The organism is Candidatus Pantoea rara (assembly GCF_051136265.1).
Lineage (GTDB): Bacteria > Pseudomonadota > Gammaproteobacteria > Enterobacterales > Enterobacteriaceae > Pantoea > Pantoea rara.
In genome coordinates, this window is the sequence record NZ_CP194942.1 from 3504042 (window position 1) to 3523741 (window position 19700).

15 protein-coding genes are annotated in these 19700 nt (G+C 57.0%); 6 read left to right on the top strand and 9 right to left on the bottom strand.

Annotation, left to right across the window (positions count from 1 at the left end):
• Positions 1-28: 28 nt before the first annotated feature.
• Positions 29-538, top strand: a complete 510-nt coding sequence (locus ACR8BF_RS16570) for a GNAT family N-acetyltransferase (RefSeq protein ID WP_292986748.1) — start codon at positions 29-31, stop codon at positions 536-538.
• A gap of 35 nt (positions 539-573) precedes the next feature.
• Here ACR8BF_RS16570 and miaE read toward each other — a convergent pair whose 3' ends face one another.
• Together miaE and rraB are read right to left on the bottom strand one after the other, a co-directional pair.
• Positions 574-1335, bottom strand: coding sequence for a tRNA isopentenyl-2-thiomethyl-A-37 hydroxylase MiaE (miaE, locus tag ACR8BF_RS16575; protein ID WP_179897428.1), 762 nt, complete (start codon positions 1333-1335; stop codon positions 574-576).
• Between the two features lie 57 nt (positions 1336-1392).
• Positions 1393-1818 carry a ribonuclease E inhibitor RraB gene (gene rraB / locus ACR8BF_RS16580; protein ID WP_136199001.1) on the bottom strand — a complete coding sequence of 142 codons (426 nt, stop codon included), beginning with the start codon at positions 1816-1818 and terminating at the stop codon, positions 1393-1395.
• A 160-nt stretch (positions 1819-1978) separates the two neighbouring features.
• Between rraB and argF the strand changes: the two genes are divergently transcribed.
• A complete protein-coding gene (gene argF / locus ACR8BF_RS16585) occupies positions 1979-2986 on the top strand; it encodes an ornithine carbamoyltransferase (protein ID WP_179897424.1) in 1008 nt (335 codons plus the stop codon).
• 189 nt (positions 2987-3175) lie between these two features.
• Here the strand turns inward: argF and ACR8BF_RS16590 are convergent, their stop codons facing one another.
• Positions 3176-3526: a DUF4087 domain-containing protein gene (locus tag ACR8BF_RS16590; protein WP_314984819.1), complete on the bottom strand. Its 351-nt coding sequence runs from the start codon at positions 3524-3526 to the stop codon at positions 3176-3178.
• Positions 3523-5709, bottom strand: coding sequence for a hypothetical protein (locus ACR8BF_RS16595; protein WP_434745302.1), 2187 nt, complete (start codon positions 5707-5709; stop codon positions 3523-3525). Before ACR8BF_RS16595 ends, ACR8BF_RS16590 begins: the two co-directional genes overlap by 4 nt.
• A 464-nt stretch (positions 5710-6173) precedes the next feature.
• Between ACR8BF_RS16595 and pyrB the strand changes: the two genes are divergently transcribed.
• The 3 genes from pyrB to ridA all read left to right on the top strand — a co-directional run bounded on the left by pyrB (position 6174) and on the right by ridA (position 8044).
• Entirely contained in the window at positions 6174-7109 is a 936-nt protein-coding gene (gene pyrB, locus ACR8BF_RS16600; RefSeq protein ID WP_179897422.1) for an aspartate carbamoyltransferase, read from the top strand.
• Positions 7110-7120: 11 nt separating this feature from the next.
• Positions 7121-7585 carry an aspartate carbamoyltransferase regulatory subunit gene (pyrI, locus tag ACR8BF_RS16605; RefSeq protein ID WP_010251684.1) on the top strand — a complete coding sequence of 155 codons (465 nt, stop codon included), beginning with the start codon at positions 7121-7123 and terminating at the stop codon, positions 7583-7585.
• Between the two features lie 72 nt (positions 7586-7657).
• Positions 7658-8044, top strand: a complete 387-nt coding sequence (gene ridA / locus ACR8BF_RS16610; protein WP_179897838.1) for a 2-iminobutanoate/2-iminopropanoate deaminase — start codon at positions 7658-7660, stop codon at positions 8042-8044.
• A gap of 50 nt (positions 8045-8094) precedes the next feature.
• On the opposite strand, the gene lplT is transcribed toward ridA, so the two are convergent.
• The 4 genes from lplT to ACR8BF_RS16630 form a co-directional block, all read right to left on the bottom strand.
• Positions 8095-9285, bottom strand: coding sequence for a lysophospholipid transporter LplT (gene lplT / locus ACR8BF_RS16615; protein WP_434745303.1), 1191 nt, complete (start codon positions 9283-9285; stop codon positions 8095-8097).
• A complete protein-coding gene (gene aas, locus ACR8BF_RS16620) occupies positions 9282-11432 on the bottom strand; it encodes a bifunctional acyl-ACP--phospholipid O-acyltransferase/long-chain-fatty-acid--ACP ligase (protein ID WP_179897417.1) in 2151 nt (716 codons plus the stop codon). The genes lplT and aas overlap by 4 nt, the downstream gene beginning before the upstream one ends.
• A 331-nt stretch (positions 11433-11763) precedes the next feature.
• Positions 11764-13503, bottom strand: a complete 1740-nt coding sequence (locus ACR8BF_RS16625; RefSeq protein ID WP_292986372.1) for a penicillin-binding transpeptidase domain-containing protein — start codon at positions 13501-13503, stop codon at positions 11764-11766.
• A gap of 277 nt (positions 13504-13780) precedes the next feature.
• A complete protein-coding gene (locus ACR8BF_RS16630) occupies positions 13781-16054 on the bottom strand; it encodes a molybdopterin guanine dinucleotide-containing S/N-oxide reductase (protein ID WP_434745304.1) in 2274 nt (757 codons plus the stop codon).
• 190 nt (positions 16055-16244) lie between these two features.
• Between ACR8BF_RS16630 and galR the strand changes: the two genes are divergently transcribed.
• Positions 16245-17246, top strand: coding sequence for an HTH-type transcriptional regulator GalR (galR, locus tag ACR8BF_RS16635; protein WP_179897412.1), 1002 nt, complete (start codon positions 16245-16247; stop codon positions 17244-17246).
• Positions 17247-17279: 33 nt separating this feature from the next.
• Here galR and ACR8BF_RS16640 read toward each other — a convergent pair whose 3' ends face one another.
• Positions 17280-19652 (bottom strand): beta-N-acetylhexosaminidase, encoded by a 2373-nt coding sequence (locus ACR8BF_RS16640; RefSeq protein ID WP_434745305.1) that lies wholly within the window; start codon positions 19650-19652, stop codon positions 17280-17282.
• Positions 19653-19700 lie beyond the last annotated feature (48 nt).

Sequence of the window (19700 nt, forward strand, 5' to 3'; positions counted from 1 at the left end):
TTGACCTCGTACAAATCCGGAAGAGATGATGACGACCAGCGCCACCCCGCGTGTTGACCTCCAGGTACGGCCAATTATTGCCGCCGATAACCCGTTTATTGCCCAGGTAATCCGCGACGTTTCTGCCGAGTTCGGCCTGACGGCGGACAAAGGCTACACCGTTTCCGATCCCCAGCTCGATCAGCTGTTTGAGCTTTACAGTGCCGAACAGAGCGCCTACTGGATTGTTGAGTATCAGGGCAAGGTGGTGGGCGGCGGGGGTGTTGCACCTCTCGCCTGCAGCGCGCCCGATATCTGCGAACTGCAAAAGATGTACTTTCTGCCAGAGGTGCGCGGCCAGGGTCTGGCACGCGAACTGGCGCTGCGGGCGATGGAACATGCGCGCAGCCACGGCTTCCGTCGCTGCTATCTGGAAACCACCGCCAGCCTGACGCGGGCCATTAAACTCTATGAGTCGCTGGGCTTTGAGCATATCGATAGCGTGATGGGCTGCACCGGCCATGTCGACTGTGAAGTGCGGATGCTGAAACTACTGTGATAAAGGGGCTGGCAGCCCCCATTGTTATTACGGGTTCAGAACGCCGGTACGCCGCTGTGAAAACGTAATTCGTTGTCAGGTTCGCTGATTAAGCGCCCTTCTGTCACACCGATCGCCTGCACCCGTGGCGCGATATCTTTGGCGGCAATCTGCGCAGCCAGTGTTAAATAGTCCTGATAATGCCGCGCCTCTGAGCGCAACAGCGACTGATAGAACTTCGCCAGTTCATCATCAAGATACGGTGCCAGACTGGCGAAGCGCTCACAGGAGCGTGCTTCGATGTAAGCGCCACAAATTAACTTATCTACCAGCGTTTCCGGTTCATGCGTGGTGACTTCACGCAGCAGCGATTTAGCATAGCGGCTGGAGGTGATCTTCTGATAGACCAGCCCGCGCGACTGCATAATTTCCCATACCTGATAGAAGTGATGCAGCTCCTCTTTAATCAGCAGCACCATCTTCTCCACCAGCTCATCCGCCCACGGCAACGCATTGCGCACGATGATGCGTTTGGTCAGGTTCTTATGGGCGTTGATAAAGTCGCTGTCGCCATCTTCGCGGAAGATAAAATCTTCATAGGGTTTCAGCCAAGCCAGAATAGCGTCACCGCTGGGTTTGTCAGCGACATATTTGCGAATCAACCACACGGCGGTCTGCGCGGCTTTTAGCTCACACACCAGATGGTCGGTTAACAGCAACGTCAGATTTTCCGGCTTGCGCGCCTCATCAATCCAGGCCTGTGGCGTGCGGCAGTGCAGAAACTGGTAGATCGGTTCGAGTAAGGGTGCGTAGTTCATGATGTCAAAACGAGGCTGGAAAAGAAGAGAGGCGGAGCATCCTCCGCCCTGCGCAACTTAGTGGCGAATGCCATTATCATCTTCGTCTTCACCGTCGATGGCGTCTTCGTCATCTTCATCTTCGGCATCGGGATCTTCGAAATAGGTTCCCCATCCGTCGTAATCGACGTTGTATTTGCCAATCAGGTTCACCAGCTGCTCGACCTGTACATCGATCAGCTCAGGCTTCAGCGCAGATTCACTGATGATGTCGACGCACATGACAGTGGTGCCATCTTCCAGCTCCAGCTCTTCCGGCTCGGTCACTTCATAACCCAGCTTGAAGGCGTCAACCGCGGCTTTTTCCAGCGAATCAAAATTATTGCATGAGAGATGGTGTTCGATGGTGTAGAGCGCATCAGGATCGCTGCCATCCTCCAGCAGCTCTTCGATAATCTGCCGTGTCTCTTCCTGCTGCTCTTCCAGTAATGCTTCATATGCCATGACGATGTCCTCTCTGAGTTCGGCAATAATCAATTATTTTCCCACACTGCCTGTCGCGCCACTACACAAAACGAAAAGTTTATTAGCCTTACACTTGAAAATGAATATTCATACGGTTAAATTGAATTTTAATTCATTTTTATGATTACCGGAGTGTTGTATGAGTCAGCTGTATCAGCGCCATTTCCTCAGGCTTCTGGATTTTACCCCCGCCGAAATTGATCACCTGCTCTCCCTGTCCGCTGAATTAAAACAGGCGAAAAAAAGCGCCAGCGAAGTGCAGTATCTGAAAGGTAAAAACATCGCGCTCATCTTCGAAAAAGACTCGACCCGTACCCGATGCTCTTTCGAAGTTGCCGCTTACGATCAGGGCGCGAACGTCACCTATTTAGGTCCAAGTGGCAGTCAGATTGGCCATAAGGAGTCGATGCGCGACACCGCGCGGGTACTGGGCCGGATGTACGATGGCATTCAGTATCGCGGTTATGGTCAGGAACTGGTAGAGACGCTGGCAGAACACGCCGGTGTGCCAGTGTGGAACGGCCTGACCACCGAGTTTCATCCGACCCAGTTGCTGGCGGACCTGCTGACCATGCAGGAACATCTGCCGGGCAAAAAGTTGAGTGAGATGACGCTGGTTTATGTGGGTGATGCGCGCAACAACATGGGTAACACCATGCTGGAAGCGGCCGCACAGGTAGGTTTGGATCTGCGCCTGGTGGCACCGAAGAGCTGCTGGCCAGAGGACGAACTGGTGGCGCAGTGCCGTGACGCCGCGCAGCAGACCGGCGGCAAAATCACCCTCACCGAAAACATTACCGATGGCGTGAAAGGCGCTGACTTTATCTACACCGACGTCTGGGTGTCGATGGGCGAAGCCAAAGCGGTCTGGGCCGAGCGTATCGCCCTGCTGCGTGACTATCAGGTTAACCGCGCGATGCTCGATCTGACCGGCAACCCGCAGGTGAAGTTTCTGCACTGTCTGCCCGCGTTCCACGACGATCAGACCACGCTCGGTCAGCAGATGGCTGAGCAGTACGATCTGCCCAACGGCATGGAAGTGAGCAACGAGGTGTTTGAGTCGCCGCACAGCATTGTGTTCGACCAGGCCGAGAACCGGATGCACACCATCAAAGCGGTGATGGTCGCCACGCTGGGCCAGCGCTGATGTGAACGTGGTGGGAGATAAAACACCCCAGTTTCTGATTAAGAAGCCAGTTCCACATCAGCTTTAATTTCGCTCAAGCCACCTCTCAAGGTGGCTTTTTCTGTTATAGGGAAAATGCGACTGGTTCTCAAAGATCTCAAAAAGATCATTTTCACCGGATTCATGGTTTATTGTTGAGCAGAATTCATGTCAGGGTCGATGAAGATTCGGATCATTTTGGCAACGAGCAAGAGGTAACACCCTCTCACTATAAATTTTTGTTATTCTTTTTTTAATATGGTCTACATCAACCTTAATACAAGCACACCCATAACCATAACCTCCATTCGTTTTAACATATTCTTTATCTGTAAAATCTTTTAAATTATCAATTCCATCAGAAAAAAAACCTCCCTGAGAAGATATATCCCAAATCCCATATTTATCAATTATCCATTGATTTCCTGGACTGGGGTTTTGTAGCCAGCCACATCTTAGCTCACTACTAACCGAACTTAAGCTAGTTGATAATAATAATAAAAAAAATAATTTAATTTTCACTTCAGCTTCCCTGAATCAAGCTTAGTAAGAAACTCGTTAGCAAATTCTTTTATTTGCTGCGCGTGATCCAGACCATTTATGCATTTTCTAGCATTAAAAAAATCAGATTCAATATCATTAATATAATTAGATAATTTCTTACCTGTAAAAACACCATTTTTGAAACCATCTATTAGAATAAACAAAGCGTTATTAGGTTCAAGTGCTTTGTCTGGCTGAGAAAATAAATCAACACCCAGTTTTTCTGAATAGGCTTTATAATTGTAATCCCATGTAATTTGAACATACCCTCGTCCATAGTAGGGATAATAGCGATAGTGTTTTCTTCGATACTCATCAGTTGAAGTATGTCCTATCCAGTCTCCCTCCCTTACGGGCTGAAATGTATCTCTAGTCTCTCTTTTGACCGTAGCTAAAATATATGCGAGCTGTGAATGGAGATTTAATCCTTGTTTTCTGCTTTCTTCGATAATTGCGTGAATAGTGCCTTCTCTTGTGGAAAAATCATATTCATTAACCTTTATTGCATCAAGAAACACAATCGGATGCATATGCCACAGCGCATCACTACTGCGGATCTCCGGTACCTCTTTCATCCACACCAGCGCGTTGATGAAATCGCGGTTATATAACGCCAAATCCGGGTATTTCTTCGCCTGCTCAGCCAGCGCGGCCTGCCACAGGGCCGACATCCCGTCCTTCAGCCACTCGCTGTGGTGCTTCACTACCAGACGCTCTACCTGATACCGGATGTGCGGCTGGCTGTTGTGCAGAAACCGCCACAGTTCACCGGCGTCAATCACCCCGTCCCGGTTCGCATCCATCTGCTTCACCAGCTTCTGATACCTTTCGGTATAGCTGGCTGAGTACATGTCACGCGTTTCACCCTGGGCCAGTGCCTCAAGCCGCCCGAACACCTGACGCAGCCAGCCCTCTTTCGGGGTCTGGAAAATACTCTGCGGCGCGTTCTCCTGCTCCAGCGGCATAAAGCCCCGCTTTTCAAGCTCAAACTGATTCACCTTCTCTACGTCTTCCGCCGCCATCCATGCGAGTTCACCGGGGATGTGGTACCAGCTTTTTCCGTCCGCTTCCATCCTGCGGCACTCACCTTCCGGCGTGTAGTGCTCCGCGATACTGGGTGACGGGTCACCATCCACGCCGGCCACAATGAACCTCTTTTCCCTTTCCCGGTACATCCAGCGCGTCCTGCCCGCCAGCGTATGCAGCTCCGCCGTCCCGGTTGTTACTCCGGCCGCATTTGCCAGGAAGCTTTTCATGCGCGCGTCCTGGCTGAACACCTCAAGATGGCAGAAGTGCTCCGGGGCACCGTGCGGCCGCTCACACAGGCCCAGGTGACCGACAACCTCTCCCGCCTTTACCACCGGAGCATCCTCCCCGGAAACCGTCACCACCTGATTAAATACGCCGTGCTTACGGGCGGCCTGCATCCAGGCCGGCAGGGCATCCTCATGCCGCTTCACGAACCTGGCCAGCCCCGAAATCCAGCCGGACTCTCCGGCAGATAACCCGCTCTTTGCCCCTTCGGGTACCGACACCACGGACACGAAGATAAACGGAGCCGGCCTGCCTTTAAGCAGAAAAGTGGCCTCCTGCTTAACTTCCACCACGGTACCGCGCGGCAGCGTGGTGTGCGTATCCTGCGGCACCTCGTAGTTACGCCGCACATCGGACGGAACGCTGATGCCCTCCGTCAGCCCGCCGCGCATCCAGCCCGGAAACGTGTTGTCCTGGCGGATTTTCAGTGTGCCGGCGGTGACGGTTGCGGTCCGGACGCCGGTCACGCCGTACTCAGACAGCGGGGCAACCTGCATCCACAGGGTGTAGAAATCCAGCGCGTTATCGGGCCTGTCGCTGTCGGGGGTGCAGGTGGATTTGATAAGAAGAAAGGAGGAGCTGAATTTCAGCGTTCTTTTTCCAAACGCTGCGGTCTGATAATCATCGTTCAGCCGCCAGGCAACCGCGTGACCGTCCGTCATGGATTTCAGGCCGGAGCTGCCGGGTTTAAAGACGGCTTTGCCGGCAAAGCCGTCATACAGGTGGATGCCACCGTGCCAGTGCTCTGCCTGCTTCATCAACCAGTGTGTGTCTCCCCGGCTTCCCTGCATGGCAGCCATGAACTCCGCTGCCGAATGATAGCCGTCAACCGGCAGTACCATCTTCATCCCGTTCTCCCTGAACTTAGTATGGATATCTGCGCATCATACACTGCTCAGAACTTAACCCAAATATCCTCAGTTATTTGTTCACTGAAATGTTTGCCTGCAACGGAATATCAACGATTTTTTTAAGCTCCCCTTTAGTTCGCCAACGCTAATAACTTCACTTTGTCATTTCGCTACTAACTTCAGGCACTCGTCTGCCACACCCCTGAATAACCACTGAAGATGCACAGCCGTCAACGGTTTCGTTATGCTCCTTTTCCTCTTGCTGCGCCACCGTGAACGGGTATAATGCGGCCCAATTTGCCGGAGGAAATATGCGACAGCACAGCGGACAATTTGACGCTCAATCACGCCTGACCGCAGGCGGCGCTGCTGTTTCCTTCGGTCATCGACCCGATCATAAAAAAGCCCCTTAAGCAGGGGCTTTTTTTTGGCCGCAATCCGGCCGCGCAGAGGAGAGATCTATGCCTAACCCGCTATATCGCAAGCACATTATTTCAATCAACGACCTCAGTCGTGAAGAGCTGGAACTGGCGTTGCACACCGCCGCTACGCTTAAAGCCCATCCGCAGCCGGAACTGCTGAAGCATAAGGTTATCGCCAGCTGCTTTTTTGAGGCCTCGACCCGCACCCGCCTGTCGTTTGAAACGGCGATTCATCGCCTTGGCGCGTCAGCGGTGGGCTTTGCGGACGGCAGTAATACCTCGCTGGGCAAGAAAGGCGAAACCCTGGCCGACACCATTTCAGTCATCAGCACCTACGTCGATGCGATCGTAATGCGTCATCCGCAGGAAGGCGCGGCGCGGCTGGCGACCGAGTTCTCTGGCGGTATCCCGATTCTCAATGCCGGTGACGGCGCGAACCAGCATCCGACCCAGACGCTGCTCGATCTCTTCACCATTCAGGAGACGCAGGGCCGTCTTGGTCAGCTGAATGTGGCGATGGTCGGTGACCTGAAGTATGGCCGCACGGTGCACTCCCTGACTCAGGCGCTGGCGAAGTTTGATGGCAACCGCTTCTTCTTTATCGCACCCGATGCGCTGGCGATGCCGGCCTATATCACCGATATGCTGGATGAGAAGAATATCGCCTGGTCACGGCACGACAGCTTTGAAGAGGTCATGCCGCAGCTCGATATTCTCTACATGACGCGGGTGCAGAAAGAGCGGCTCGATCCGTCCGAATACGCCAACGTCAAAGCCCAGTTCATTCTGCGCGCCGCCGATCTCAGTACAGCGCGCGCCAACATGAAGGTGCTGCACCCGCTGCCGCGCATCGACGAAATTACCACTGATGTCGATAAAACCCCTTACGCCTGGTATTTCCAGCAGGCGGGTAATGGCATCTATGCACGCCAGGCTCTGCTGGCACTGGTTTTAAACAGCGAACTCGCCCTGTAAGGAGATTCCCCATGACGCAAGACAACAAATTGCAGGTCGAAGCGATCAAACGCGGTACAGTGATCGACCATATTCCGGCGCAAATCGGCTTTAAATTGCTTTCTCTGTTCCGGCTGACCGAAACCGATCAGCGCATTACCATCGGTCTGAATCTGCCGTCGGGCGAAATGGGCCGCAAAGATCTCATCAAGATAGAGAACACCTTTCTTACCGATGATCAGGTGAATCAGCTGGCGGTCTATGCGCCCCATGCCACGGTTAACCGCATCGACGACTATGAAGTCGTGGCAAAGATCGCCCCGACGCTGCCGGATCACGTTGAGCGCGTGCTGACCTGCCCTAACAGCAACTGCATCAGTCGCAGCGAGCCCGTCTTCTCCAGCTTTGCCGTGAAGCAGCGCGCCGACGATGTGCATCTGAAGTGCAAATATTGTGAGAAAGAGTTCGCCCGGCATGTGGTGCTGGGTCACTGGTAATCGCCCTGCCCGCCCCTATAATGGGCAGCACCGGCGGCATCGCCGCCTGACGACATAATCAAAGGAGCAATGATGTCTCGTGAAATCAGTACTGCAAAAGCCCCTGCCGCTATCGGCCCCTATGTTCAGGGTGTGGATCTGGGCAGCATGATCATCACCTCGGGTCAGATTCCGGTCGATCCGGCAACCGGTCAGGTGGCCGATGACGTTGCCGCACAGGCGCGTCAGTCACTGGAAAACGTAAAGGCGATTGTTGAAGCCGCGGGTCTGAAGGTCGGCGATATCGTGAAGACTACGGTGTTTGTGAAGGACTTAAATGATTTCGCCACGGTCAACGCGACGTATGAGGCGTTCTTCACCGAGCATGAAGCTTCCTTCCCGGCGCGTTCCTGTGTCGAAGTGGCGCGTCTGCCAAAAGATGTGAAAATCGAAATCGAAGCGATTGCCATCCGTCGCTAAGCGTGTAAGCCGCCTCTCTCCTGGCAGGCCGGAGAGAGGCGGCTAATCCGTTAACGCTTAGCCGGTCGCCATAGCCACAGCACCGTAATCGCCAGCGCAAACAGCACGCCAAAACCGACGCCTGTCGCTACCGCAGGTGCACCCGCCTTAATCGCCAGTGTATAGAGCCCCAGCATGATCAGCATGGCGCTGTTCTCACCCAGATTCTGCACCGCAATCGCATTGCCTGAACCAACGCTCTCTTTGCCCCGCGCCTGCAACAGTGCATTCAGCGGCACCACAAAGAAACCGCCCAGCGCACCAATCAGCATCAGCACTAAATAAGCATTCAGCAGAGAATGCTGCAGCGCGAACATCACCACCATGATGCCAATCAGCACACCAGCCGGCATACAGCGACGCACGGTCTCCAGCGTCACCAGCTTCGCGGCAGCGGCAGCCCCGATCACAATCCCGATCGCCACCATGGCATTCAGGGTTGTTGGCGTGGTGTTGTCGTTAATACCCAGCGCCACCGGCACCCAGAGCACCAGCAGGAAACGCAGCGTCACGCCTGCGCCCCAGAACAGACTGGTGCCGAGCAGCGAGAAACGGGTCTCTGCATCACGCCACAGCAGCGTGGCGGCACTGAAAAAGCTGCGCGTCATCACGCCGAACTGCCAGCTCTGACCCGGCCGCGCCGCCTGCAGCTTCGGAATAAACAGGTTAGCCACCACCGCGATGCCATAGGTCAGCGCACAGATTCCCAGCGCCGCCAGAATATGCCAGTCAGCCAGCATCCCGCCCGCCACCGAGCCAAGCAGAATGGCGGCGATGGTCGAGGCCTCCATCAGCCCGTTGGCTTTCACCAGCTTCTCGCCGTGGGTGATCTCACCGAGGATGCCATATTTAGCCGGCGAGTAAGCCGCAGCGCCCGCGCCCACCAGGGTATAGCCGACAAAGGGATTGAAGCCAAAGCAGATCACCAGCGCACCCAGCAGCTTCAGGCTGTTGGCAAGCATCATCACCCGCCCTTTTGCCATGCTGTCCGCGACCTGACCGACAAATGGCGCCAGCAGAATATAGGCCGCGACAAACAGCATCTGCAGCACCGGCTGGCTCCACTCGGGATAGAACTGGCTTTTCAGCACCGCCAGCGTGGCAAACAGCAGCGCGTTATCGCCAAAGGCTGAAAAGAACTGGGCGATAATCACGGCAATCATGCCGCGTGACATCAGCGGCGCATTACGATCAAGGCTCATGCCTGCTCCTCTTCCGCCATTTTTTTCAGCGTGACGTAATCAGGTTTACCGCTGCCCAGTTGCGGCAACTGCTTCATGACACGGATATCACGCGGCAGTGCCAGCTCTGGCGCGCCCAGCTCGCGAGCCGCTTTCTGCAGCCTGTCGCGCGCCAGCTCAGCGTCAGTGGTGAACAGCACCAGTGCCTCACCACGCTGACCATCCGGGCGCAGTGAAGCAGCATGTTGTTTGTCCGGCGACGCCTTGAGGGCAATCTGCTCGACGATCTCTAATGACACCATCTCACCCGCAATCTTCGCAAAGCGTTTGGCACGCCCCTGAATCTGGCAGAAACCGCCTTCATCAAAGCTGACGATATCACCGGTGTCATACCAGCCCGCTTCCAGATTGCCTTCGCCATCGTCGGCGACCGGGGCTTCCAGCACGCCTGGGTTCTCGACGCGCAGATAGCCCTTCATCACGTTCGGCCCGCGCAGTTGCAGACGTCCACCCTGCTCGATGCCTGGCACCGACATCAGGCGTGAATCCATGCCCGGCAGAATGCGTCCTACGGTGTGCGTCTTCGCCGCCATCGGTACGTTAATCGCCACGACCGGCGCGCACTCGGTTACGCCGTAGCCTTCCAGAATGCGAATGCCATACTTCTCGATGTAGAGCTGACGGGTGTTCTCCTGCAGTTTCTCCGCACCCGCAACCACATAACGCAGGCGGGCAAAATCATAGGGCGCGGCAAAGCGCGCGTAGTTACCCAGGAAGGTTGAGGTGCCAAACAGCACAGTACAGTTACGGTCATAAACCAGTTCCGGCACGATGCGATAGTGCAGCGGGCTGGGATAGAGGAAGACCTGGGCACCGGTCATCAGCGGCGTGAACAGCCCGACGGTTAAACCAAACGCATGAAACAGCGGCAGCGCTGACATAAAGCGGTCGCGCGGTGTGAAGTCAGCGATGGTGCGGATCTGTTCGACGTTCGCCAGCAGGCTTTTATGTGAATGCACCACGCCTTTAGGGTTGCCTTCAGAGCCGGAGGTAAACAGTACCATTGCAGCGTCTTCCGGCTGCTGAGGCAGCTGGGCGCGATGCGGCATCAGCAGATGTGCAAGGATCCACAGCTTGTCCTTGCCCGTTACGGTATCTTTCAGATCTTCCAGGTAGATCCACTGCACATCATCCAGCCCCTGCGGCAGATGCCACAGGTTGCCTTTGTCCAGGAACTGCCGCGACGTAAAGACGGTTTTGATCTGTGCAGCCGTCAGGGCTGCCCGCATGCCGTTAACGCCCGCGCTATAGTTGAGCATGGCCGGAACGCGTCCGCGCAGGGTGGCACCAAAAATCGCCGCCGCCGTCACGGTAGTGTTGGGCAGTAGCAGCCCTACCACTTCACGCGGCTGGCTGTAGCGCTCAAGAATACGGCCTACGCCCAGTGACTTCTTCAGCAGTCCGTTGTAGCTGTCGGGTTTGAAATTCACATCTTCGATGCAGCGTTTAAACGCGCCATAACGCGTCCTGGCCGCCAGAAACGCCTCAAACAGGGTTTCACGCGGACGTACCGCCATGCGCGCTTCCATCATCACATGATGCAGATGCTCACCGGCCAGCACGCGCCGATCGCGCGCCCGTTTCGCCTCCGGCATCGGAATGCGGGTGGCGGGCAGAACGGTCAGTGTGATGCGCGGGAACAGGCGGCGTTTAAACACGCCCGCCAGACGACCAAACGGCGTGAACTCTGCCCCTTCAATGCGCATTGGCACCACGTTCGCGCCTGAACGCGCCGCGACAAAACCCGCCCCGCTGTAGATCTTCATCAGCGAGCCGGTGACAGTAATTCGTCCTTCCGGGAAAATCACCACCGGACGGCCCGTATCGATCAGCCGGACCAGTTGCTTCAGCGCCATAGGCCGGGTCGGATCCAGCGGCACAAAGTCGATAAAGGGTTTTGCCAGACGCATAAACCAGCTTTCGCTGATGGTCGAGTAGACAGCAAACACCGGCTTAATGGGCAGAAATAGCGCCAGCAGCATGCCGTCGAGAAACGACATATGGTTCGGGGTAATTAAAACCTTCTGCTTATGCAGTTCGGCGACGTCGCCCCGCAGTTCGACCCGCCATAACAGGCGAAATATCAGGCGTAATAATGTGAAAACCATGCCGGCTCCTTAGCATCGTGAAAATAGCTCCTCACGATGCAGGATTTGACGCGGTTCGACAACAGAATTATCGGCAGTACATTGGGCGGTTTTACAGGGGGAAAGGCAAGGTCCGGCGAGCAGGCAAAAAAAACCCACGCATCTGCGTGGGTTGGTGTAATAACAGGGATCTCACTGCCGAAGCGGTGTTGTTTTCACACCCATCAATACCTCTGGGACTGTTATCCTCGCACTGATTGACCGCGCGGAGACAGCAGGAAAACGCAACCGAATTCGGGGAAGTGCAACGAGGTGTGAATATCTTTCATGCCTCGCTTACACTCTGATTTAACTAAGATTTATCCGAAGGATTGGCCGGTGGCTTAGTATAGATAGCGTCCGGCGCCACATTCATGTGCTTCAGTACCGGTCCCATGATATTGCCGAACACCGGTGCGGCCACCGAGCCACCGAAGTGATCGCCTGCCGTCGGATGGTTGATCATCACCACCAGCGCCACTTCAGGATGGCTGGCGGGAGCAATACCGGCGGTGTAGTTGACGTAGCCGCCATCATACTTCCCGCTGGTGCCCATTTTTTCCGCCGTACCGGTTTTGGTGGCCAGACGATAGCCCGGCACGGCGGCTTTAAGCCCGGTTCCGCCTGGCAGGACATCACTCTCCAGCATATGCACCACCTCTTTTACCGTTTCCGGGTTGGCCACCTGCCGCCCCATAACCGGTGGGGTGACGCGGGTGATCGACAGCGGACGGTAAACGCCATAAGAGCCGAGCGTGGCGTATTCACGGGCAATCTGCAGCGGTGTGACACGCAGGCCGTAGCCAAAGGAAAAGGTGGCCCGCTCGATATCAGCCCAGCGGGCGCGGTGCAGCGGGAAATAGCCGACGCTTTCGCCAGTCAGCCCTAATCCGGTGGGTTTACCCAGACCGAACGCATGATAGGTATTCACCAGGGCTTCGGCAGGCATCGCCAGCGCGAGGTGCGACACGCCGATGTCGCTCGATTTTTGCAGAATGCCGGTCATCGTCAGGCGTGGCCAGTGACCAACGTCGCGGATCAGGTGGCCGTTAACGCTGTAAGGCGTGGTGTCGATCACCGAGTCCGGACGCACCAGATGGCGCTCCAGCGCCTCCATCACCACCAGCGGCTTGACGGTCGATCCCGGCTCGTAGCTGTCGTTGATGGCTGAGTTACGCATCTGCGCCGGGGTGGCCCCTTCATAGTTATTGGGGTTGAACGACGGGTAAGAGGCCATCGCCAGAATCTCGCCCGTGTCGATTTTCACCAGCACGGCGGCACCCGAGTCCGCCTTGTTGATCAGCACGCCGTCGCGCAGTTTGCTGTAGAGCGTGTACTGGTCATATTTATCAATGCTGAGCTGCACCGTGGGCGGCTGCGTTGGCGGCTGGTAGTTGATCATCGCAATGATATTGCCCGCCGCATCCTGGCGATAGACCTCTTTTCCCGGCTCGCCCTGCAGCACCTTATCAAAGCCTTTTTCCAGGCCGTTAAGGCCGACGTTATCCGCCCCAACGATGCCGAGCAGCGGCGCGGAAGCTTCGCTCATCGGATAGAAACGGCTGTCATCGTAAACTTCACTGATGCCTTTCAGCTTCAGCTCTTTAATATCTTTGGCAATGCCCAGCTCGACTTTACGCCCCAGATAGAGGAAACGGCGTTTCGGGTTGGCGGTGATCTGCGCAGCCAGCTCTTCGGGACGGGTGTTAAGCGCCGCCGCAAGATAGGCCCATTTAGCACTGGTGAAATCGGGATTGCCCTCCAGCACGCGCTGCGGATCGGCAATGACATCGCGCGACGGCACACTAAGCGCCAGCGCTTCACCGTTACGATCCAGCAGGGTACCGCGACTGGTCGGCAGCGTGACGGTTCGCAGTGATCGCTGATCCGCTTCATGCTCCAGCATCGGCTGATTCAGGAACTGCAGGTCCGCTACGCGCGCCAGCAGCACCACCAGACAGGTCGTGACACCCAGGCAGATCAGCCGAAAACGAAAAGGGTTAAAGGGCGCTTTTATCTGGTCTTTTCCCAGTAGTTTTTTAATCCGGGGCATGGCATTCCGCTGCGCAAAATAAAGAGAAAGGGGCTGGTGCCAGCAGTTATAAAGAAAGCGCTGGCTGTATAACAGAAAAACTGTGTATCAGTTCGTTATCGGCGCGGATTTTTGGCAAAAAAAACCTGCGCATCTGCGCAGGTTGGTGTAATCAAGAAAATCTATTGATGTTCACCCATCAATACCTCTGGGACCCTGAATGTAGCAAAGGGAATTGATCGGCTGCCATCACTCAAACGCAACAGTTACCGGCAAAATGTAACCAGCCATGAGATCCTTACGCTATTGTGCAATCCTGATGTTTTTTGATTTCCACCAGGCAACTCATGGCATTGGGTCCCTGCGTCAGCGACGACGTTCCAATGTCGAGCGTCAGCACATTGGGGTTGCCCGCGCGATCGTGCGGCTGCCACGCCTTGCCAAAGCCAGGATCAAACCATGCGCCGGTAGCGATGATCACTACGCCCTGCGTCAGCCCATCAGTGATCCGCACGCCGGCCAGCATCGCGCCACGGGTGTTGCTCACCTCAATCTCGTCGCCCTCCACCAGCCCGCGAGCGGCCGCATCCTGTGGATGCATGTAGAGCGTTTCGTGCCCGGCAGTTTTATTACCCTGTACCGTTTCGGTGGCATCCAGCTGGCTGTGTAACCGGTCGGAAGGCTGAATGGAGATCATGTGCAGTGGATAGTCGCGACTGACCGGCGAACCGAGCCACTCCTGCGGTTCACGCCACTCCGGATGGCCGGCGAAATCGTCAAGCTGATAGTCCGCAATGGTCTGGCTGAAGAGCTCGATTTTGCCGCTGGCGGTTTTGATCGGATTGGCCTGCGGATCGTCGCGGAATGCGTCCATAAACTGATAGGGCTTGCCGCCTTCAGGAATTTCAACAAAGCCGCGCTGCCAGAATGCTTCAAACTCCGGGAAATCGATGCCTTTGCGCTGATGGGCGGTCGCACACTGCTGATAAAGATGGGCGATCCACTGCATCTCGTTGCGTCCTTCAGTGAAGGTATCGCGATAGCCCAGACGCTCTGCCAGGTCAGCAAAAATATCGAAGTCGTTACGCGCCTGATGCTGCGGCTTAATCGCCTGATGCATCGCCAGCACAAAGCGGTCACGTGAGGAGCCACCGATGTCATTGCGCTCCAGCGTGGTCGTCGCGGGCAGCACGATGTCGGCCATCTGCGCGGCAGGCGTCCAGACGATATCCTGCACCACGACGGTATCGGGCCGTTGCCAGCCCTCCACCAGACGGTTTAGCTGCTGGTGATGGTGGAAAGGATTACCGCCCGCCCAGTGGACCATGTGAATGTCGGGATAGTGCAGTGTTTCGCCCTGGAAGCGGTATGGCTGGCCAGGATTGAGCAGCATATCGCTGATGCGCGCCACGGGGATCGACAGCCCCGAAGGATTCGGGCCGGTGCTCATCATCGGAGCCGGACCGTCCTGGCGCGGGTTGCCGACGCTGTTCATCGAACCGTGACCAAAGGAGAAACCCGCGCCCGGCAGGCCTGGCTGACCGAGCATCGACGACAGCGCAATCATCATCCAGTAAGGCTGTTCGCCACGATGGGCGCGCTGCACGGAATAAGAGCAGGTAATAAAGCTGCGCTTGCCGGTCAGCTGCTGCGCCAGTTGCACAATGCGATCCGCCGGGATGCCGGTGATACGGCTGGCCCAGCCAGCGGTCTTCGCGACACCGTCGGTTTCGCCCAGCAGATAGGCACGCAGCTGCGGCCAGCCGGTGCAGTGGCTGGCGAGAAACGCTTCGTCAACCGCGCCGCGCTGGGTGATCTCATGGCCCAGCGCCAGCATCAGCGCCACGTCGGTATTGGGGCGAATCGGGATCCACTCGGCATTAACGAATTCCGGGCAGTCATCGCGCATCGGGCTGATGTTGATGACCGGCGTCCCTTTGGCCGCCAGCTGCATCAGCGCCGGTTTCAGGCTGTGCTGCCCTGCACCACCTGAGGCGACCTGGGCGTTTTTCAGCGCCAGCCCACCAAAGGCGACAAAAATTTCGGCATGCTCCACCACCTGTGGCCATTCGGTGACGCGTCCGGTCAGCGGCATATAGGTGCCTATTACATAGGGCAGGAAGAACTGCGCCGCGCCCCAGCTGTAGTTGCCCTGCTGATCGACGCCACCGCCGCCCTGAAAATAGAAACGGCGAACCAGCGTGCGGGCGTGGTTAACGCGTCCAGCCGATGACCAGCCGTAGGAGCCGTTGAAAATGCCCGAGGCACCGTAGCGCTCGCGAACGCGGCGATTCTCTTCCGCCACCAGATCCAGCGCGGTTTCCCAGTCGACGGCGACAAAATCTTCCCGGCCACGCAGCGTGCGGTCGCTCTTCTCGCGTGACTTCAGCCACGAGCGCCGTACCATCGGCTGGCGAATGCGTTTGTCGGAGTAGACCAGCTCGGGAAGGGTGTGGATCATGGGTGACGGATCGGCATCGGCGAAGAAAGGTTCGCAGCCAATCAGGCGATCGTTTTCAGTGACGGCGGTAAAGGCGCCCCAGTGAGCCAGATGCGGCACTTTAGTTTTCATCGTTGTTTTTCACGGTAGCCAGGTAGGAAAGTGAGCATAACATGGGGTGACGGCTGAGCAGAAGATGTGCCGCAGGGTCCGGTTTCGCCCCTTTTTGCGACGACGCTGGCATTCTGTCGGGTTGATGTGTTCGCCCTTTTCCGTAACACTGATGCGATGTGTAAACGTTTTCCCCAAAGCAGGTCAACGCATGGCTACCATAAAGGATGTTGCGCGACTGGCGGGCGTTTCTGTCGCCACAGTCTCACGTGTAATCAATAATTCTCCCAAAGCCAGCGACAGCTCCCGACAGGCCGTAGGCCAGGCGATGGAGCAGCTTCAGTATCACCCGAATGCCAACGCACGCGCGCTGGCGCAGCAATCGACCGAGACGCTCGGCCTGATTGTCGGTGACGTCTCCGATCCGTTTTTTGGCGCGATGGTTAAAGCCGTGGATGAGGTGGCAGGCGACACAGGTAACTTTTTGCTGATTGGTAACGGTTACCATAATGAGCAAAAAGAGCGGCAGGCGATTGAACAGCTGATGCGTCACCGCTGCGCGGCGCTGGTGGTTCACGCCAAGAAAATTCCCGACGCAGAACTGGAAGTGCTGATGAAGCAGGTGCCCGGAATGGTGCTGCTGAACCGGCTGATAAAAGGCTTTGAAAAGCGCTGTATTGCCCTCGACGATCGCTACGGCGCCTGGCTGGCAACCCGCCATCTGATCCAGCTCGGCCACCAGAATATCGCCTTTATCTGCTCGACCCACACCATCTCTGATGCCGAAGATCGCCTGCAGGGCTACTACGATGCGCTGAAAGAGCACGGCCTGCCGTGCAGCGACCGGCTGGTCACCTGGGGCGAACCAGATGAAGTCGGCGGTGAGCAGGCGATGACGGAACTGCTGGGACGCGGCAAGAACTTTACCGCCGTCGCCTGCTACAACGACTCCATGGCGGCCGGGGCATTAGCGGTGCTGAGCGACAACGGCGTTCGCGTGCCGGAAGAGATGTCGCTAATCGGCTTTGATGATGTGCTGGTGTCGCGCTATGTACGACCGCGCCTCACCACCGTCCGCTATCCGATTGTCACCATGGCGCAGCAGGCGGCCCAGCTGGCACTGGCGCTGGCCAACGATCTGCCGCTGCCGGAAGTCACCCACATGTTCAGCCCGACGCTGGTGCGCCGCCATTCGGTCAGCGGCCCGGCCTGACCCCACGGTGGCTGGCTCGGCTGGCCACCGCGTTTACTGAAAGGCACGCAGCAGCGCCTCCAGCGGCCTGACCAGCGCTATCACTGTTTCATCCTGCACTTCTGCGGCAGCATCCAGTGTCGCATGCATCTCCGCCACTTCGCTGGCACCAAACGCCTGGTTGCGGACGTAAGCATTGACCAGTGCGATGCCCATGGCGCTCAGCACCTCGATCTGCTGCACGCTGTGTGCCAGCGGCTTCAGCATCGCGCTTCCGTTGATGACTGGCATTACCGCAGTCGTGTTGGCCTGCCAGCGCTGCAGCGGTGCACGAACCGTGGAGGCGGCAGCGGCATTATTACGGTCAGCGATCAATACCGCGACCTGCTGCTCCAGCAGGCGCACCGCCTCACTCTCTGCCGGCAGCACATCGGCCAGCCGGTTTAACGGCTCATTATAGTTATAATGGCCCGCCTGAAACTTCAGATGCTGGCGCGTGTAGTACTGCGCCGGTTCCAGCACCTCGGCTAATACCCGCAGCGGGGCGATATCATGTCCGCTGGCCAGCCGCATCATCTGTTGCTCCGTCTGGGCATGCTGAAGCGTTCCCACTGACACAGTGCTCCAGCGATCCATCGCCGACAGCCGCGAATACATCGACTCCATGTTCGTGACATTTTCTGCCGACCATAACCGCTCGGCCACCACAAAGACGCGCGGCCACAATTTGGTATCGATAATCTGGCTGTTGATGTTTTCCGCCCACAGCGCCGCCTCGCCACCCAGCAGATTTTGCTGCACCTGTTCTGGCGTGGGCAGCACGGGCGCGATCCCCACAGGCGGCTGCATCAGGCGCTGACCGCTGGTGGGATAACGCACGTTGCCCACCAGCACATACCCTTTCAGGGACTGTTGCTGCAGCGTTACCACCGGCTGGAACGGTCCCATCCAGCTATCCACGCTGAACTGCACCTGCTGCGTTGAGAGCCAGTTGATCTGACTGACCATCCGTCGGGCTTTGCCGTCAAAATCGATAAAACCGCGCCAGCCCGGCTCGCCCTGAATGAGCGTAAAGCTGCCTTTCACCGGACTGCCTTTCAGCCGCGGCATCGTGAATGACCAGCTCTGCGCCTGATCGCCGGGCCCCAGACGATCCTGGCCGTTAAGCCCGCGCGGCGTGACTTCGTTGCGATAGTGATAGCTGGCAGGCTGGGGCTGATCGAGGTAGAAACCCGTGGAGAGGATGCCGCGCGTGTTCTCTTTTGCCAGCGCACTCAGCGCATCCTGCCCCTGCCACGACTGGATCAGAATGCTGCGTGGCAGAGTGGGATGCGCAATCTCGTCCCAGCCCATCATCTGGCGCTGATGGGCTTCGAGGATCTTCTCCACCCGCTGATTGAAATACGCCTGAAGCGCATGCGCATCTTTCAGACCGTGTTCGCGCATAAACTGCTGAATTGTGGGCGAGTCGTTCCACTGTGTGGGATCGACTTCATCACCGCCGATGTGAAGCCACGGATCGGGGAAGATCGCCGCCATCTCACCCACCAGCGTATCGATCACCTGATAAACCTGCTCATTGCTGGGATCGAGCAGCGGCTTAAAGACGCCCCAGCCGCGCTCTATCTGCCAGGGCCCAGGTGCGCTAATCAGTTCCGGCATCGCGACTGCCAGCGCGGAAGCATGTCCCGGTATATCCAGCTCGGGCACCACACGCACCCCGCGATCGGTGGCATATTTCACGATCTCACGCATCTGCTGCTGGCTGTAGTAGTTGCCATCGCTGGCTTTCTGCTGCAGCTGGGGATAGTGGCTGGAGGCGAAGCGCCAGCCCTGATCGTCGGTGAGATGCCAGTGAAAAACGTTCATCCGTGCGGCGGCAATGCCGTCAATCTGACGTTTTAGCGTCTCCACCGGCATGAAGTGACGCGCCGTGTCGATCAGCACGCCGCGCCACGGAAAGCGCGGATGATCGTGGATGGTGACGTAAGGAATCGTCGTGCCCTGCTCACCGTTCTGGATCAGCTGCAGCAGGGTTTCCATGCCGCGCATTGCGCCAAAACGGCTGTGCGCGGTTAACAGTACGCCGTCGCCATTGACCTGCAACTGATAGCGCTCATCGCTGTCGGGCAGCGGCAGCGGGTCCACCGCCTCTGCAATCACGATGCGGATAGTCGGCGCGACCACCGGCTGGGTTGCGGGCAACAGCGGCCAGCCGGTCTGGTTGCTGATGCGCTCCAGCCAGCGCGCTTCGGCACCTGCCAGATGATCACCTGAAATTTGCAGCGTCAGCGACGGCGTCAGGGTGAGCGCGCCGCCACTGGCGGGCAGCTCCACCTGTTGCGGCCAGGGCATCAGCGGCAGCGGGCTGGCCAGGGCGAGCGGGCTGAGGGCCGAAAGCAGAAGCAGAGAACGGGGTAACCACATTGGCGGGCATCCTTGTAACGTCAACGTTTTGACAGGGCAGAATCTTGA

Bases quoted from the DNA above. Each gene is read 5' to 3' on its own strand.
- ACR8BF_RS16570 (WP_292986748.1), top strand. From the start codon at position 29: ATGACGACCAGCGCCACCCCGCGTGTTGACCTCCAGGTACGGCCAATT.
- miaE (WP_179897428.1), bottom strand. From the start codon at position 1,335: ATGAACTACGCACCCTTACTCGAACCGATCTACCAGTTTCTGCACTGC.
- rraB (WP_136199001.1), bottom strand. From the start codon at position 1,818: ATGGCATATGAAGCATTACTGGAAGAGCAGCAGGAAGAGACACGGCAG.
- argF (WP_179897424.1), top strand. From the start codon at position 1,979: ATGAGTCAGCTGTATCAGCGCCATTTCCTCAGGCTTCTGGATTTTACC.
- ACR8BF_RS16595 (WP_434745302.1), bottom strand. From the start codon at position 5,709: ATGAAGATGGTACTGCCGGTTGACGGCTATCATTCGGCAGCGGAGTTC.
- pyrB (WP_179897422.1), top strand. From the start codon at position 6,174: ATGCCTAACCCGCTATATCGCAAGCACATTATTTCAATCAACGACCTC.
- pyrI (WP_010251684.1), top strand. From the start codon at position 7,121: ATGACGCAAGACAACAAATTGCAGGTCGAAGCGATCAAACGCGGTACA.
- ridA (WP_179897838.1), top strand. From the start codon at position 7,658: ATGTCTCGTGAAATCAGTACTGCAAAAGCCCCTGCCGCTATCGGCCCC.
- lplT (WP_434745303.1), bottom strand. From the start codon at position 9,285: ATGAGCCTTGATCGTAATGCGCCGCTGATGTCACGCGGCATGATTGCC.
- aas (WP_179897417.1), bottom strand. From the start codon at position 11,432: ATGGTTTTCACATTATTACGCCTGATATTTCGCCTGTTATGGCGGGTC.
- ACR8BF_RS16625 (WP_292986372.1), bottom strand. From the start codon at position 13,503: ATGCCCCGGATTAAAAAACTACTGGGAAAAGACCAGATAAAAGCGCCC.
- ACR8BF_RS16630 (WP_434745304.1), bottom strand. From the start codon at position 16,054: ATGAAAACTAAAGTGCCGCATCTGGCTCACTGGGGCGCCTTTACCGCC.
- galR (WP_179897412.1), top strand. From the start codon at position 16,245: ATGGCTACCATAAAGGATGTTGCGCGACTGGCGGGCGTTTCTGTCGCC.
- ACR8BF_RS16640 (WP_434745305.1), bottom strand. From the start codon at position 19,652: ATGTGGTTACCCCGTTCTCTGCTTCTGCTTTCGGCCCTCAGCCCGCTC.